Source organism: Cryobacterium sp. TMT1-2-1, from assembly GCF_004403955.1.
GTDB classification, from domain to species: domain Bacteria; phylum Actinomycetota; class Actinomycetes; order Actinomycetales; family Microbacteriaceae; genus Cryobacterium; species Cryobacterium psychrotolerans.
Map to the genome: position 1 here is coordinate 1 of NZ_SOHC01000023.1, position 14451 is coordinate 14451.

The 14451-nt window shown below is 66.9% G+C and carries 18 protein-coding genes and 2 pseudogenes; 4 read left to right on the top strand and 16 right to left on the bottom strand.

Features of this window, described 5'->3' with window-relative positions:
• Positions 1 to 222: 222 nt before the first annotated feature.
• Complete coding sequence (gene arfB / locus E3T33_RS03520; protein ID WP_092324465.1) at positions 223 to 645, bottom strand: alternative ribosome rescue aminoacyl-tRNA hydrolase ArfB; 423 nt, start codon at positions 643 to 645, stop codon at positions 223 to 225.
• Positions 646 to 877: 232 nt separating this feature from the next.
• Between arfB and E3T33_RS15505 the strand changes: the two are divergent.
• Positions 878 to 1303 (top strand): annotated as a pseudogene (locus E3T33_RS15505) (alpha/beta family hydrolase); the annotation flags it as partial.
• Between the two features lie 37 nt (positions 1304 to 1340).
• Here E3T33_RS15505 and E3T33_RS03535 read toward each other — a convergent pair.
• The 5 genes from E3T33_RS03535 to E3T33_RS03550 all read right to left on the bottom strand — a co-directional run bounded on the left by E3T33_RS03535 (position 1341) and on the right by E3T33_RS03550 (position 4215).
• A complete protein-coding gene (locus tag E3T33_RS03535) occupies positions 1341 to 1685 on the bottom strand; it encodes a low affinity iron permease family protein (protein ID WP_166784377.1) in 345 nt (114 codons plus the stop codon).
• 167 nt (positions 1686 to 1852) lie between these two features.
• The gene (locus E3T33_RS15140) at positions 1853 to 2020 is read right to left on the bottom strand and encodes a hypothetical protein (RefSeq protein ID WP_166784378.1); all 168 of its coding nucleotides are present in this window, start codon (positions 2018 to 2020) and stop codon (positions 1853 to 1855) included.
• The gene (locus E3T33_RS03540) at positions 2017 to 3372 is read right to left on the bottom strand and encodes a hypothetical protein (RefSeq protein WP_134574761.1); all 1356 of its coding nucleotides are present in this window, start codon (positions 3370 to 3372) and stop codon (positions 2017 to 2019) included. Before E3T33_RS03540 ends, E3T33_RS15140 begins: the two co-directional genes overlap by 4 nt.
• Complete coding sequence (locus E3T33_RS03545; RefSeq protein WP_092324459.1) at positions 3369 to 3866, bottom strand: hypothetical protein; 498 nt, start codon at positions 3864 to 3866, stop codon at positions 3369 to 3371. Before E3T33_RS03545 ends, E3T33_RS03540 begins: the two co-directional genes overlap by 4 nt.
• Before the next feature lie 121 nt (positions 3867 to 3987).
• On the bottom strand, positions 3988 to 4215 hold the full coding sequence (locus E3T33_RS03550; RefSeq protein ID WP_092324457.1) for a hypothetical protein: 228 nt from the start codon (positions 4213 to 4215) through the stop codon (positions 3988 to 3990).
• 263 nt (positions 4216 to 4478) lie between these two features.
• Between E3T33_RS03550 and E3T33_RS15430 the strand changes: the two genes are divergently transcribed.
• Positions 4479 to 4979: a Mut7-C RNAse domain-containing protein gene (locus tag E3T33_RS15430; protein WP_277870625.1), complete on the top strand. Its 501-nt coding sequence runs from the start codon at positions 4479 to 4481 to the stop codon at positions 4977 to 4979.
• Here E3T33_RS15430 and E3T33_RS03560 read toward each other — a convergent pair.
• From E3T33_RS03560 to E3T33_RS03595, 8 genes are all read right to left on the bottom strand, one after another.
• Positions 4976 to 6685 (bottom strand): AarF/UbiB family protein, encoded by a 1710-nt coding sequence (locus E3T33_RS03560; RefSeq protein WP_092324456.1) that lies wholly within the window; start codon positions 6683 to 6685, stop codon positions 4976 to 4978. The two genes, E3T33_RS15430 and E3T33_RS03560, sit on opposite strands and share 4 nt — an antisense overlap.
• A gap of 37 nt (positions 6686 to 6722) precedes the next feature.
• A complete protein-coding gene (locus E3T33_RS03565; protein ID WP_092324454.1) occupies positions 6723 to 7292 on the bottom strand; it encodes a PadR family transcriptional regulator in 570 nt (189 codons plus the stop codon).
• A gap of 202 nt (positions 7293 to 7494) precedes the next feature.
• On the bottom strand, positions 7495 to 8019 hold the full coding sequence (locus tag E3T33_RS03570; RefSeq protein ID WP_338419105.1) for a family 16 glycosylhydrolase: 525 nt from the start codon (positions 8017 to 8019) through the stop codon (positions 7495 to 7497).
• A 286-nt stretch (positions 8020 to 8305) separates the two neighbouring features.
• On the bottom strand, positions 8306 to 8911 hold the full coding sequence (locus E3T33_RS03575) for a hypothetical protein (protein WP_092324451.1): 606 nt from the start codon (positions 8909 to 8911) through the stop codon (positions 8306 to 8308).
• Entirely contained in the window at positions 8908 to 9489 is a 582-nt protein-coding gene (locus tag E3T33_RS03580) for a DUF6286 domain-containing protein (RefSeq protein ID WP_134574762.1), read from the bottom strand. The genes E3T33_RS03575 and E3T33_RS03580 overlap by 4 nt, the downstream gene beginning before the upstream one ends.
• Complete coding sequence (locus tag E3T33_RS03585; RefSeq protein ID WP_092324448.1) at positions 9486 to 9863, bottom strand: hypothetical protein; 378 nt, start codon at positions 9861 to 9863, stop codon at positions 9486 to 9488. Before E3T33_RS03585 ends, E3T33_RS03580 begins: the two co-directional genes overlap by 4 nt.
• Positions 9860 to 10051: a hypothetical protein gene (locus tag E3T33_RS03590; protein ID WP_092324447.1), complete on the bottom strand. Its 192-nt coding sequence runs from the start codon at positions 10049 to 10051 to the stop codon at positions 9860 to 9862. The genes E3T33_RS03585 and E3T33_RS03590 overlap by 4 nt, the downstream gene beginning before the upstream one ends.
• Positions 10048 to 10467 (bottom strand): Asp23/Gls24 family envelope stress response protein, encoded by a 420-nt coding sequence (locus E3T33_RS03595; RefSeq protein ID WP_092324519.1) that lies wholly within the window; start codon positions 10465 to 10467, stop codon positions 10048 to 10050. Before E3T33_RS03595 ends, E3T33_RS03590 begins: the two co-directional genes overlap by 4 nt.
• A gap of 339 nt (positions 10468 to 10806) precedes the next feature.
• On the opposite strand from E3T33_RS03595, the gene E3T33_RS03600 reads away from it, so the two are divergent.
• Entirely contained in the window at positions 10807 to 11361 is a 555-nt protein-coding gene (locus E3T33_RS03600) for a hypothetical protein (RefSeq protein WP_092324445.1), read from the top strand.
• A gap of 394 nt (positions 11362 to 11755) precedes the next feature.
• Here E3T33_RS03600 and E3T33_RS03605 read toward each other — a convergent pair whose 3' ends face one another.
• Both E3T33_RS03605 and E3T33_RS03610 read right to left on the bottom strand, forming a co-directional pair.
• Positions 11756 to 12769 (bottom strand): adenosine deaminase, encoded by a 1014-nt coding sequence (locus tag E3T33_RS03605; RefSeq protein ID WP_134574763.1) that lies wholly within the window; start codon positions 12767 to 12769, stop codon positions 11756 to 11758.
• Between the two features lie 47 nt (positions 12770 to 12816).
• Positions 12817 to 13847 (bottom strand): annotated as a pseudogene (locus E3T33_RS03610) (aldo/keto reductase).
• Positions 13848 to 14095: 248 nt separating this feature from the next.
• On the opposite strand from E3T33_RS03610, the gene E3T33_RS03615 reads away from it, so the two are divergent.
• Positions 14096 to 14395, top strand: a complete 300-nt coding sequence (locus E3T33_RS03615) for a DUF6457 domain-containing protein (RefSeq protein ID WP_134475993.1) — start codon at positions 14096 to 14098, stop codon at positions 14393 to 14395.
• Positions 14396 to 14451: the final 56 nt, after the last annotated feature.

Below are 14451 nucleotides of genomic sequence, written 5' to 3' on the forward strand. Positions count from 1 at the left end.
TCGCCACTCGCTACGACAAACTCGCCCTCACCTACCGCGGAGGAGTCGTCCTCCGCGCCATCACCATCTGGTTACACGAATTAGGAGACACGCCCTAGTTCCGCGGGGCAACGGCGCTTCTTCGACGCGCTCGACGCGCTTCCACAGCAGGCGTATGACTGTTCGCCGGCCGTCCTCACCTATGCGAGGGACCAAAGGCTGGAGCCTGCAGGCTGGACGGTGCTACTCGGCGGACGGCCGCTGCCGCTGCCGTTTCGTCGCCGAGCGCTGTTGCTTGGCGGCGAGGTGCCGCCGGCCCGAGCCCCGGGTGGGTTTGGTCGGGCGGCGGGGAGCCGCATCGGGGGCAAGGCCCGCGGCCACGAGGTCGGCGAGCTTGGCCAGGGCGATCTCGCGGTTGCGCAGCTGCGAGCGCCGCTCGGAGGCGGCCACGGTGATCACCCCGGCGACGAGGCGACGCCCGAGTCGCGTGAGCAGCAGCATCCGCTGGTCATCGTCGAGTGCCGCCGAGTCGGCGACGTTCCAGAAGAGCTCGACGCGACTGTCGGAGGTGTTGACGTGCTGGCCGCCGGGCCCGGACGAACGCGAGAACCGCCAGCCGAGTTCCGACGCGGGAATCGTGAGCGCGGGCGACACCTCCAGATCCATGCCACCAGCGTTGCACGATGCAGGTGCGATTGAAGCATCAATGCCGCGCGGAAGCTGATGAAGTCGGGCCAGCTCAACCCGCCGATGAACCTGATCACCCAGGCCGAGATCCCCGAGGCGATCGACAAGCTGCGCGCCGGCGGCGTGGTCGGCCGCTTCATCGCCATGTATAAGTAGGCCTGCACCGCGGGAAGCTGCGGGAGGGCATCATGTACGCATGGAGTCCTCAGAGAGGGCGGCCATGGATGTCGCGATCTCCCGTTCCCCAGGCGAACCCGTCTGGGCGGGAGGCAAGTCCTTCGGCGGGCGCATGGCCTCGATGGCGGTGGCCGCCGGCATGGCGGCAGCAGGCCTGGTCCTGCTCGGCTACCCGTTGCATCCGCCCGGCAAGCCGGAGACGATGCGCGACGAGCACCGGTACGGAATCGACCTGCCGACGCTGTTCCTGCAGGGCACGCGCGACCCGTTCGCCACCCGAGACGAGCTCGACCAGGTCGTCGAATGAATCGGCGCAACGGCCACGCTTCAGTGGCTGACCGACGCGAACCATTCGTTCGAGATCAGTGGAACCAAGCGCACCCCAGCCGAGGCGGGGGCATCGCTCGCTCCGGCCGTCGCCGGGTTCATTCGGGGAAACGGTCCGGCCGTCGCCGGATGAACAGTGGGTCGTTGACACGACGGGTTCATGCTCACACTTATTGCTGGGTTTCGGTTTCTGCTTGCTTGCGGTGATCGAGATTGCTGTCCGCCAGGTTCTCTAGTTCCACGTCGGAGGCGGCCTCCTCAACGGCAATGAGCCGATTGTTCGCGGCCGGAAGGGCTCGCACCATCTCGTCGAGTTTGCGCTGTGTCGCGGCCTGCTGTCGGGCCTGGGTGTGCTGGATCACGAACACCATGACGAGCGTGATCGAGGACGTCACGCTGTACAGCACATTGTTCCACCAGGACGGAAAGGCAAAGAAGAAGCCCACCGCCAGCCACAGCGCCGTGAGAGATGCGACCGCCAGCCCCACCGTCGCGAGCGAGGTGGCATCGCCCACCTGATGAAGCAGTCGACTCCTCCACCGGCGCTCCCGCCGCTCTGGACCGCGGTCGCTTTCGTCTGCCGGCGGTCGTGACCGCGAGGCCGACGGTGATCCCGGATCCTGCTCCTCGTTCTGACCAGACATAGGCACCACAGTAACCGCTCTGTTGAGGGCGCGACCGCTCAGCGCCAGTCGATCGAAACGACCGTTGTTGGCACTGAGATGCCCTTCAGTTCGAGTGTGCGACGTCCGGTCTCGCCGAACGAGCGCCGGCTGCCCGCAAGGCTCGTTTCACTGACCAGGATCTCGGACCCGGAGGCTGCTGCCGCGATCCGGGCGGCGATGTTCACGCCCGTGCCCGAATAGTCCGAGGCGAGCCGCGTCGCCTCGGCGGCGTGGATGCCGACCCGGATTGACGGGGCGAAACCCTGGGTGTCACGTTGCTGGGCCAGGCGGCGCTGGAGGGCGATCTCGCCTCGATCGCGCGGTCCGTGTCGTCGAAGGCGAGGAAGAAACCGTCTCCGATCTTCTTGAGTTCCTCCCCGCCGTGCTCCGCTACGGCCGATCGCACCGCCTGATCGTGCCAGCGCATGAGCTTCCCCCAGGCCTCGTCGCCGAGCAGCTCGCCCAGCTTTGTCGAGTCGACGATGTCGGTGAAGACGAACGCCTTCAGCTGCCGGGCGTCGGTGTGCCTCGGTGCGCCGCCTCCCTCGTCGCCGAGGGAGGCGAGGAGCTCTCGGGCCCTCGACAGGTCGATGAGGGCACCGAGGTGCTCGAATGTGTCGGCGGCGGCCCGCAGTTCGACCGCGGCTCGGTCCGCGTTGTCGTTCGCCGCGCACGCCTGGGCCAGCCCCATCCGCGCCCGCGCTGCCTCGTGCGGCGCCTCCAGTCTCGTCCACGCCTCGACGGCGGTGCGGAGGGCGACCTCGGCGACCGGCGCGCCACCCGAGGCCAGCTGGAACATGCCGCGCGCGCTTGCGACGCCGGCCCCGATCGCCTGGCTGCCGAACCGGCCCGCGAGCGCCTCGAGCTCATCGACGGCCGCGCGCGCAGTCGCGAGATCTTTCGCCGCCAGGGCGATCTCGATCTGGGCCCGCAGCAGGGGCATCCGCATCAGCGGCGTGTCCGGCGGCGCGTCCCAGGACGTCGTTCTCGGCGGGTCCTCGAGGGCGCGCCGAATGGACGCCGCTGCAACTTCAGTGCGTCCCTGCGCGAGGCACAGCAGCGAGAACGCCGGCTCGGTCTTCGTCCCGCGGGCGTGCGCCTGCGTCAGGACCTCCTCGGCAGCCTCCAGGTCGCCACGCTGGAGGCGAATCGCACCGATCCGGTAGAGCGCCAGGGCGGCCGCGGCCGAAATGAAGTTCTCGAGTTCGATCGATGCCCGGCGCGCCTCGGCCTCCGCTTCCAGCCACTGGCCGCGCAGCTGCTTGATCTCGGATCGATAGAGGCGACACATGCCCGGGAACCCGTTGATGCCCTCCCGTTTGCACCAGCGATCCTGCGCCTCGGTCCACTCGGCCGCGCGTCGCCACTCACCCAGACTCGCGCACGTGCCGATGGTCGTGCAGCAGATTCCGCCTGCCGTGCCCGGCTCGAGCTCACCGGCGACCGCCGCCACGCTGGACTCGTCGACCAGGGCAAGCCCTTCGTCGACATGACCCCGGTTGACCAGCGCGAACCCGCGTTCCGCCTGGGCCATCACCGCAACATCCCGATCCTCCAATCGCCGCCCGATCTCCTCGGCCAGGGTCGCCGCCGCGAGCGCGGTATCGATATCGCCGACATGGCGGCGCGGAACGAACGCACGATCGCGAGCCAGCCATGCGCGGCGTTTTCAGGCACATTTTCCAGCGATCGCTCGGCGCGGCGGGCCCAGGCGGCCGACATGGAATCGGCAGCCCGGTAGACGTTGTCACGCGCCAGGCTGACCGCCGCCATGACGGCCGCCTCGAGCCGGTTGGCCTTCATCGCAGCGGCATAGCTGCGTTCGCGGACCTCGATGGCCTGGGGCAGCTGACCCGTCCACCACGCCGCTGTCGCCAGGAGCTCGAGGTCGCCCCCATCAAGCTGACCCTGGGCGTCGGCCTTGGTCAGCTGTTCGAATGCCTCCCCCCACGCATGGCGGGCAAGGGCGGCGCGACCCTGCTCAACCGGGGTGGGCGGCGCAGGCGCCGGTAAAGATGAATTCGTCGCCATGCGGTCATTCTGCACCCGATCGGTGCGCCGGTCACTCGCGGGAGCGCACCGTACGACCCCACGCAGCATCCGAAATTCTTCCATGACCGGGCCGCCCGCTCAGAGACGGCCCGGTCAATCGCTATCCGATGTGGAAGCCATCCGTGGCGATGTACATCAGGTCAACGGGCCGCTGCGTGATCTGACGGCGAATCTGCCAGTAGTTGTCGATCCAAATCGGCGTCTCAGGGTCCGGGAGCTCCTCGAGCATCTCGAGGAGCTCCCATTTCGTGAAGGGCTGGTGTCCAGCGGGCAGCTTGTTCTTCAGCGGCCAGGGGTGTTCGACCGTGGTGTGGTCCTTCCGGTACAACTCCCGCCCGGCGGGCAGGGTTGAATCGGGAGCCAGGTCATGAAGCGAGCATAGCGGTCGTACGCCCAACTGGAATCGCGACCGGTGTCTTGCTCCCGGAGTGAGCTGCAGGCACGATGTCGACGTGCCGTTCGTCATTGTCGAGGTCGATCCCTCACTCCGGTCCCTGCTGCCCAGGCGAGACCGGGGAGACCGCGTCGTGCGTGATGCAGCTCCCACAGAAACGGTGGCACACCTCCTTCAGGTCCTGGGCGTGCCGCTGACTGAGGTCGGGGCCGCATCCGTCGACGGCCGGAGGATCGGCCGCGAGGCACTTCGCACGACGCACATCGGACACGCGTCAGCGCACGCTGGCGCGACGGATGCGCCTACTCGGCATCGACGCGGCCTATGAGCCCGATGGCGATGACTCCAGCCTTGCCACCCGTTCCGCGACCGAGCAGCGGGAGTTGCTCACCCGGGACCGCGGACTGCTCTTCCGCAGAAACGTGCACGACGGTGCGCTCATCCGCACAGACGACGTGGACGCGCAACTCGACGACATCCTCAGTCGCTTCGCCCCGCGACTCGCACCGTGGACGCGATGCCTGCGCTGCGGGGCACTCCTCGAAGAGGTGTCCGCCACAGAGGTCGCGGCCCAGCTCGAGCCAGGCACCGCTCGCACCTATCGCTCGTTTTCGCGGTACACCGGTTGTGGTCGGGTGTACTGGCGCGGCGCGCACAGCCGGCGCCTTGAGGCTCTGGTGCGCCGGGCCACCAGCTAGGGCAGAGGGCCGCGCCGCGCCAGGATCCGGGCGAAGAGGGCGTGGAGCAGCGGGAGCGCAGAAACGGCGATGAGCACCGTTCCGATCACGGCATCCTCGGCGCGCAGCAGGATGCCGCCGATCAGCAGGGCGGCGAAGAGGATTGCCGAGACGATCCGCCGTCCCGTTCGCTCGAGGTCGGCCAGGCGACGCTCGAGCCGCGGGGTCTGCACCGAGACCGTACCCTCTTCGATCCGCGTGGTGAGGTTGTCAAGCCGCTGGGGCAGCCGCGCGATGATGCCCGCGGCCGACATCGCTTCCTTTGCCACCGTCTGCACCAGGTTCCCGCCCTCGGCCCGGATCAGTTGGGCGGAATACGGCTCGACGGAATTCCAGATATTGAAGGCGGGGTCGAGCGAACTGCACATCCCCGAGGTCAGCGACATCGCGCGCACGATGAGCAGGAAGTTCTCCGGAAGCTGAAACGGCAGCGAGCGCACCACATCACCGAACTCGAGGGCGAAGGCGCGGAACTCGCGCGGGTCGACATCCTGCAACTCGGCGAAACCCATCCCGCCGAACCGGGCGAACAGCTTCGTCATCGCCCGCTCGAGTTCCGCGGTGTCAGCGGAGGGCAGGAGCACACCCACCTCGCGGATGCCGTCCACCATCCCCTTGCCGTTGCGTGACGCGGCGGCGATGAGCAGCTTCCGAAGACCCTCCCGCAGGGCATCGGGCACGTCGCCCATCATCCCGAAGTCGATGAAGGTGAACTTCCAGCCCCGGCTGCCGCCCGCTCCGGGCACACCGGCGTCGCGAAGGGGCGTGACGAAGATGTTGCCGGGGTGCGGGTCGGCGTGGAAGTAGCCGTGCACGAAAAGCTGGTCGAACATGACGGCCGCGAACTCGGTGGCCACTTCGGCCGGGTCGATGCCGGCCGCCCTCAGCCCGTCCACATCGTTGATCTTGATGGCGGTCACATCCTGCAGGGTCAGCACCCGCCTGGTGGTGCGCTCCCACACCAGGTCGGGAACGCCGACCCGGGCGTCGCCTGCGAAGGACTGAGCGAACCGCTCGGCGTTCGCCGCCTCGTGCAGGTAGTCGATCTCCTCGAGACTCGTGACCGCGAACTCCTCGACGAGGGCGGGCACGTCGACGCGATCCGAGACCAGGCGAATGTGGCTGAGCCAGCGGGCGACACGGCGCAGAGCGCTGAGGTCGACATCGACGATCGTGCGGATGCCCGGCCGTTGAATCTTGACGACCACGTCGAGCAGGCCGGTGTCGGCGGCATCCGTTTCCGAGAGCCGAGCGCGGTGCACCTGACCGAGGGATGCCGCGGCCACCGGCGTTGGATCGATGAACGAGAACGCTCGCTCGAGCGTCACACCCAGCTCGGCTTCCGCGAGGGTTCGGATCTCCGGGAACGGCACCGGCGGAACCTCGTCCTGCAGACCCTCGAGCTCCTTCGTGATCTCCGGCGGCAGCACGTCGAGGCGCGACGACATGAACTGGCCGACCTTGATCATCAGGCCGCCGAGGTCGACAGCGAGCACGTGGAAGCGCTGCGCAATGCGCTGCAGGCGCGCCGACCTGTTTCGCGCTGCGACCCGCGCGAGCCCGACCCGCGGCAGAAACAGTTCGTACCACCACGTCTGCGCCAGATGGCGGGCGGCGAACCACAGGATCCTGCGGGTGCGGGCGCGCATGTTCCCGACGTCGGTCATCTGATCTCCTTGATGCCGACGTGCTGTGAGCACTCGGTCAGTCCTGGGCGAGGATGGAATAGAGCTTACGACGTGCCTCTTCCAGAACGGCAACAGCCTGTTTCACCTGCTCCGGGCTGCCGGAGCGCCCGACCTGTGCGGCTGCCTGGGCCAGGTCGATGCCGGCCTTGGGCAGCGCGCTCGCCCGCCCGCTGTCCCGAGCACTCGGCGCCTCCCACGGCGCAGGCTGATCTGCCGCGGCATCCGCCATCTGTCGCCCCTCGTCGGTGAGCGAGTAGGTCTTGCGACCGTTGGACTCCTCGGCGGCGATGACGCCCTCGTCCGCCAGCAGCTGAAGCGTGGGATACACCGAGCCGGGACTCGGCTTCCACGCACCATTGCTGCGTTCCTCGATCTCCTGGATGATCTGATAGCCGTGCATCGGCTTCTCGGCGAGCAGCGCAAGCACCGCCGCGCGCACGTCGCCGCGGCCCATCCTCGGGCCGGCCTTGCGGTCGAACTGGCCGCGCAGCTGCTCCATCGCGTCCCACACCACGGAACCCGGCCAGCCTTCTCCGCCGCCGCCGCGGCGTCCCCCGAACCCATCCCCCATGAATGAATTGCTCATGATCTTCCTCCTCAGCGCCACAGCCATCCAGGCTCGGCGATACTTAACGATATATCGGTCAACCTCGTGAAGCGAGACTGCATTCCCGTATTCGCAGGGAGTCCGGGCGCCTCGGTGCGGTGCGGCCCCCGAGGGGGAAGGTCGATCCGGTGCGGCGGCGAGCGGCCCGCACATACGGACCGCCCGCCTCGTGCCGAAGAGCCTAAATGCTCTTATATACCGAAACGTAGTCAACGAGCATGGGTATCCCCGACTTTGTCAGCCCACTGGGGCGACCCGGCCAGCTGCCGCCAATGGCCACATTGAGGATGATGAAGAAGCCGTGGCCGGTGGCATTGGCCCACGTCGTGGCGTCTACATCGCCCTGATTGACGATGTGGTAGACGACGCCGTCCACGGACCAACGGAGCTGTTCGCTCGCGCCCCTGCGGTCCCACTCAATTCGGTAGACATGGAACGCCGACTGGCACGGGGCACCTGGGCACGTCGTGCTGCCGCCGAGACCCGTGGGCACGTTGCACGGACCGCCGGGGCTCGTGCCGCAGTGCAACGTCGCCCAGACCGTGTTCACGCCGTTGACGTTTTCCATGATGTCCATCTCGCCCACCGACGGCCAGTTCGTGTAGTTACCGCGGAATGGAGCGCCGAGCATCCAGAACGCCGGCCAGTAGCCCTGCGCCGCTGTGCCGGTGACGTTCGGCATCTGGATGCGGGCCTCGACTGCCATCTTCTTGCCAGGGTCGGGCTGGAAGTCTGTGCGCTGGGTTTCGATACGACCTGAGGTCCAGTTCTTCTGGGTGTCGCGGATGGGTTTGATGTTGAGGTTGCCCTTGCCGCGCCAACAGCCGCGCGGCGGTTAACCCAGAGACGCCCGCACCGATGACAACGGTGTCAAAGTTCTTCATTGGGTCAGAGTAACAACCCGCCCCGGATGCGACAAAGCCCTGATGAGAGGCCCCGACGACACGCGGCGTTCTCCCCTCCCCCGCACTCGGTCCCGGCCGCGCCTCGATCTATTGCAGCCGGGTGGATTTGGTCATGCGAGCGCGGAACCCGCCGCTGATCTGCACGAACGTGGACAGGTGCTGGCCCAGGAGGTGATCCAGTGATGCGAGGGAGGAATCGATAACGTCCCCGACGTCTTTGGGAGAAACTCCCCGCCGGCATGTGACGACGACTTTCAGTACGGGTGTGTTCCGAACCTGGTAGGTCGAGACATGGGAGGCGACCAGCTCGGACTTGGTGTCGAGAAAGTTCTGCAGCGACTGCTCGGCGAACGCGGCGTCGATGGCGACCCCGCCGTGCTCGCCGGGTTCGCTGCGGAGCAGGTGCCTGGTGCGCCCGTTGCCTTGTCGCAGGATGAATACGATCAGCAGCACGACCAACACGATCAGCACAGCCACGCCCGCCACCGAGAGCCAGCTGCTCGAGGTTCCGGGAATCGTCGCGGCCGCGAACGTGTCCGCGATCTGCTGAGACACATCCGGGGCAGCGCGTCGCCACCCGGATCGCACCGGGCCGGCGATCCCGAGGAGAATGCTCCCGGCACCGACGGCCAGGGTGATCATGCCGATGACGAGGATGAGGATCCGGTTCGTGGCACGGTTGGTGTCGTTCACGCGCCAACCTTCGCTTCGTTCTGCACCGACACCCGTGCGTGCAACGCCGGGGCGGTCTGATAGCGCTCCAGCATCTCAGTGACCGCGTGTTCGATTGCATCTTTGTCCACGGACTGCCCCGAGGTGGGCCGGATGCGCACCGACGCCGACCGTCGGGAAACACGGACCTCGACATCATCCGGATCAATATTGCCGGCGTAGGAAGCCTGCCGTGCCAGCGCTGAAGCGATGACCTCGTCATCGACGACGATCGCGCTGCGCTGCGACGGAAGCACATGGCGGGCACGCCGACCGGCCGAGACAGACACGACCACCAAAATCAACCCGATGATTGCCACGATCACACCGGCGATGATGACGGGCACGGTCGGATACCGACCGATCGCGACGACCCCGCGGCCCATGTCGACAGGGGCAACCAGCAGGGCAGGCCGCCCCAGCAGGGCGAGCACGATTTCGGTGCCCAGCCACGCGCAGACCAGGATGAGGATGACCGCGAGGACGATGGCCAATCCCGACCGGGGCGAATGCGTTTCACGACGAATCACCCGGGCGTAGGTAGCTTGCTCGGATGTCATTTCACTCTCCTCTGCGGGGTGACGTCCGCACCGGTGATCTCCACCATCACCCGTGCCACCGCGGATCCGGTGATCCTTTGAACGTGCTCTCGGATGTTCTCCTGCGCCCGATTCGCCCGCTCCAAGACCGGGCCGCCACCGTCTGCGACTCGGGCTGGATCTTCGCGGATCTCCTCCAATGACGGGACCGGCAACGGTGTCTTGACCCACAGACTCAGCTCGCCGCGCGCATCCTCAATCTGCAGCGACACCCGCTTCTGCTCAACACCGAACGCATCCGCAGCGACCGCAGACACAATCTTCTCCAGAGCACGCGCGGTGATCCTCGTGCGCCCCCGCTGGACGGCACGGGACGAGAACTCTGCATCGCTCATGACGAGGAGCGCCTACCTCGGACGGCATCCACAACACCCGGGAGGTCGAGCTTGCCGTCAACGATTCGGCCGACGATCCCGCCCACGATCATCCCCACCAGGACGAGCACGAACGCGCCAAAGCCCAACGTGATCCACACGATCACGAGTATGGCCCCGATCAGGATCCCGGCCGTGGTGGCGTTCACTGGACACGCTTCTCGGTGTCGTCGTCATCATCGGCGGGAATGTGCACGTCGTTGATGGTCACGTTCACCTCGGTGACCTCCATGCCCACGATTGTCTCAATCGCGCGGATCACCGACTGTCGGACACGCTCGGCCAGATCCTGCAATGGCAGCGGGTACTCGGCAACCATGGTCACATCCACTGCGACCTGCGTCTCGCCAACTTCAACGCTGATGCCCTGCGACTGCGATTCCGCACCGGCCAGCCCGCGGATGGCACCGACCACCCGCTGCGCCCCGCCACCGAGCGCATAAACGCCTGCGACGTCTTTCGCGGCGATCCCGGCGACCTTCGCGACCACGCTATTTTCAATCGTCGTCTTACCGGTGCCGCTGTCCTGAGTGTGGGACGCGCTTGATGTTGTTGTGTCAGACATGTCAAGCTCCTTCGTCTTATCGAACGCGAACTGCGCCCGAGCATGTGTTTTCACCAGTAGCGCGCGACCAACCAGACATGTCAAGCCCCCGGATTCTGTTGCCCTACATCTCCCACAACTCCGGCCTCCGCGCGAACCGTGCGCACAACCAACGCCGACTCGCGTGACACCCCACAACTCCACGTACACGATCACGAGGCACACCGTTTCGCGAGCGATGATTCATCACCCGGATCCTGTCTTGCCAGCCGTGATCGTGGTACTGTCCACCCTGAAAAATCGATCTACGTATGACTGTGAGCGAAGTGTCGTTTTCATTTCACAACGAAGGAGGCCCCCATGAGTGGTCGCAACACATTCGTCAGAAGCTTGCACGATCTCGGACTAGCCGCATGGTTTGGCGGTTCCCTGATGGGTGCCGTCGGCCTGAACGGTGCGACAGCCGAGGCATCGTCACCCCGCGAGCGGCTCCGGCTTTCGTCGCTCGGCTGGGCCAAATGGGCGCCGGTACAGATAGCTGCGCTCCTCGCCCACGGTATCGGCGGCATCGGGCTCATCAGAGCCAACAAGACCCGCCTCTCCGCGCAGGAGGAAAGCCGAACCAACACGACCTGGAAGATCATCGTGACCGTCCTCGCCGGTGCGACCACCGCATACTCCGGAATTCTCGGCCGGACCATCAACGACCACCAAGGCGAACCGACCGAGGGCGTCACCGAACCCGCGCACGGTAGCTCCGACCGCCTCGCGTCGGCGCAGCGTCAGCAGCGCATCCTGCAATGGGCCACCCCCGCACTCACACTCGTCATCATCGTGCTTGCCGCACAGCAGGGAGAGCAGCAGAGACCGATCGCAGGACTCTTGCAGACCACCATCAAGAACTTCCGGAAATAAGGCGTCGGCTGAACCCCTCTCCGGCAGCAGCGTCACGCCCGCCTCCCCTCGGGCGAGCCTACCGACGCCGAATCACCAGCTCTCTTCGCCGGCCCCGCCCACCGGCGGGGCCGGCGTCCACCCCCAAACCGGAAGGACACCGTGTTCCGCTTCCTTCGCTACCTCCCCGCAATCCTGCCGATCGTGTTGCGCGTCCTCCGCAACCGGAAAGCCCGAGAAAACACCCCAGCGACCGCGCACACAACCCGACCGAAACCACGACCCTGACCGTCACCATCACACTCGGCAACAGCTACAGATCACGAACTGCACACAAAAGCCTCATCGACCGGCTGGATCCGCTCGCGCGCCTCGGCCTCGTGGGCCAGGCCCCTGCGGCCACACAGCGGCGGGTTCAGAGCTGGGCGGAGAGCCACTCGTTGATCTCCATCAACAGGGGGGCCTGGGCATCCGCTGTCAGGAAGGATGCCCGCACCGCGTTGCGGGCGAGGGTTGCGACCTCCTCGGCACCGAAACTGAGGGTGTCGGTGAGGGCCGTGAAGTTGTCGTCGAGGTAACCGCCGAAGTACGCCGGGTCATCGGAGTTAACGGTGACGGCCAGTCCGCGGGCCAGCATCGCCGGCAGCGGGTGGTCGGCGAGCGTGTCGACCACGCGCAGCCGCACGTTCGAGAATGGGCACACGGTGAGCGGGATCTGGTGCTTGACCAGGTGTTCCACGAGCACGTCATCTTCGAGGCTGCGGATGCCGTGGTCGATACGCGACACCTGCAACAGCTCGAGCGCCTGCCACACATACGCCGGCGGGCCCTCCTCACCGGCGTGCGCCACACACTGCAGACCGTGCTCGCGGGCAAGCGCGAAGACCTCGACAAAGTCGATCGGCGGATGCCCGACCTCGGCCGAGTCCAGCCCGATGCCCACGATCGGCGCCCGCATCTCGATGAGGTCGTGCATCATCGTGAGGGCCTCGGCGGCCTCACGGTCGCGCAAAAAGGTCACGATCAGGGCCGAAGACACTCCGAATTCGGCTTCGCTCTCGGCAATCGCCGACGCCACCCCGTTCACGCAGGTTGCGAGGTCCACCCCGCGCACGGTGTGCGCCTGCGGGTCCATAAAGATCTCGGCGTGCCGCACGCCGGCCGCCTGCGCGCGCCGCAGATAGGCGCGGGTCAGATCGGCGAAGTCGGCCTCGGTCTGCAGCACCGCCATGTTGGCGTAGTACAGGTTCAAGAACGACTGGAGGTCGGTGAATTCGTACTGCCGGCGCAGCTCCTCAATGTCGGCCCAGGGCAAGCGGATGCCGTTGCGCTCTGCGAGCTGCATAATCAGCTCCGGCTCCAGCGTCCCTTCTATATGCAGGTGCAGTTCGACCTTGGGCAGGTCGTGAATCTGGGCGGGAGTCAGCATGTGAGGGGCCTTCCGGTGGCGGGCATCCGTTGTGGCAACGGCCGGGGTCAGCGGCCGCCGGGCAGCCGGCGGCCGCGCTGTTCGAGCGCCGCGGTCCCGTAGGGGTAGTCCGAGACGACGGGGGCGCTGACCTTGCTCAACCGCTCGAGCTGCGTCGGGCTCAGCGCCACGGATGCCGCGTCCAGGTTCTCGCTCAGTTGAGCCACCGTGCGCGCCCCCAGGATCACCGCGGTGACGCCCGGTTGCGCTTCGAGCCACGCCAGGGAGACCTGCCCGCTCGTCGCACCGATCTCTGCGGCCACCGCGGCGACGGTGTCGACGATCCTCCAGGTGCGGTCGAGTTCATTGCGCGGCAGCCACGCTTCCATGCCGCGCTGCGGGTCCTCGCCGAGGCGGGTGGCGCCGGTCGGGTCCACGTCGCGCTGGTATTTGCCGGTGAGCCAGCCGCCGCCGAGGGGCGACCAGGGCAGCAGCCCGAGGCCGGCGTCGAGGGCGGCTGGCACGATTTCGCTCTCGATTTCGCGGACCAGCAGGCTGTATTGCGGCTGGAGGGTGACCGGCGGGGTGAAGCCGAGCGCCTGTGCCCGGTGCGCGGCCTTGGTGAGCTGCCATCCGGTGAAGTTGGAGACGCCCCAGTAGCCGATCTTGCCCCCGCGGATGGCGTCGTCGAGGAAGCGCAGGGTTTCCTCGAGCGGGGTGACCGGGTCCCAGGCGTGCAGTTGGTAGAGGTCGATGTGTTCGGTGCCGAGGCGGCGCAGGGAGTCATCGAGGGCGCGAATCAGGTGGCGGCGGCTGGTGCCGAGGTCGTTGGGCCACTACCCATGGGAAAACGGCCCTTGGTGGTGAGCACGATCTGCTCGCGTTCCACCGGGTGCGCCGCGAGCCAGGTGCCGATGATCTGTTCTGAGACGCCGGCGCTGTAGACATCCGCGGTGTCGACGAGAGTGCCGCCGGCGGCCACAAAGGTGTCGAGCAGCGCGTGGGAGGTGTTGGAGTCGGCCTCCGCGCCGAAGGTCATCGTACCGAGGGCGTAGGTCGAGACGACCGCCCCGCTGTTTCCGAGAGTGCGATAGCGCATGTATGCGTCCTGTCCGTCGGTGAATGGGCGTGCCCCCCTAGTCTGCCCCGTGGCAGCCAGGCGGTCTCACTCATGCCGAGACGCGGCTTCAGACCACCGACTATTCAGTACGTCGCCGCGAACACGCTCACGCTCTCGGTGTGGCTTTCGGATTCATGGGCTCGGCGCGCGCACTGGGTATCGAAGAAACACGATCGGTGATAAGCCTGAGAGGATACCTGCGCCTACTGCCGAATCAAGGAGCCACGATGACGGACCATGACGCCCGCGAACCTGAACTGCGTGACTGGAGCCGCCAGCTCACCCAGGCCCTGCAGATTCTCGACCTTCAGGTTGATCGCAATCTGCTGCTTGACCTCGCGGCGGAATCGAGCGTTGTCAGCCCGTCAGCGGGTCCCATCAGCACCTTCGTTGTCGGCTACGCGGCCGGACTAGCGGCGGCTACGGGCGAGAAAAACGCGACAGCGGCCGTGGAATCAGCCGCCGCCGTGGCACGGCAGGTCCTCGCAGAGCCCACCGCAACCGGCTGGGCTGACACGGCTCAGTAACCCTGGCGACCTGGGTGGTCCGGGTGGTCCGGGTGGTCCGGGGCCGCGCGGCCGAG

What these genes read in the sequence shown, in the direction of transcription:
- E3T33_RS03560 (WP_092324456.1), bottom strand. Translation starts at nt 6,685, where the DNA reads ATGACCGACGTCGGGAACATGCGCGCCCGCACCCGCAGGATCCTGTGG.
- E3T33_RS03605 (WP_134574763.1), bottom strand. Translation starts at nt 12,769, where the DNA reads ATGCTGACTCCCGCCCAGATTCACGACCTGCCCAAGGTCGAACTGCAC.
- E3T33_RS03565 (WP_092324454.1), bottom strand. Translation starts at nt 7,292, where the DNA reads ATGAGCAATTCATTCATGGGGGATGGGTTCGGGGGACGCCGCGGCGGC.
- E3T33_RS03595 (WP_092324519.1), bottom strand. Translation starts at nt 10,467, where the DNA reads ATGTCTGACACAACAACATCAAGCGCGTCCCACACTCAGGACAGCGGC.
- E3T33_RS03580 (WP_134574762.1), bottom strand. Translation starts at nt 9,489, where the DNA reads ATGACATCCGAGCAAGCTACCTACGCCCGGGTGATTCGTCGTGAAACG.
- E3T33_RS03545 (WP_092324459.1), bottom strand. Translation starts at nt 3,866, where the DNA reads ATGGCGACGAATTCATCTTTACCGGCGCCTGCGCCGCCCACCCCGGTT.
- E3T33_RS03615 (WP_134475993.1), top strand. Translation starts at nt 14,096, where the DNA reads ATGACGGACCATGACGCCCGCGAACCTGAACTGCGTGACTGGAGCCGC.
- E3T33_RS03570 (WP_338419105.1), bottom strand. Translation starts at nt 8,019, where the DNA reads ATGGCAGTCGAGGCCCGCATCCAGATGCCGAACGTCACCGGCACAGCG.
- E3T33_RS03600 (WP_092324445.1), top strand. Translation starts at nt 10,807, where the DNA reads ATGAGTGGTCGCAACACATTCGTCAGAAGCTTGCACGATCTCGGACTA.
- arfB (WP_092324465.1), bottom strand. Translation starts at nt 645, where the DNA reads ATGGATCTGGAGGTGTCGCCCGCGCTCACGATTCCCGCGTCGGAACTC.
- E3T33_RS03585 (WP_092324448.1), bottom strand. Translation starts at nt 9,863, where the DNA reads ATGAGCGATGCAGAGTTCTCGTCCCGTGCCGTCCAGCGGGGGCGCACG.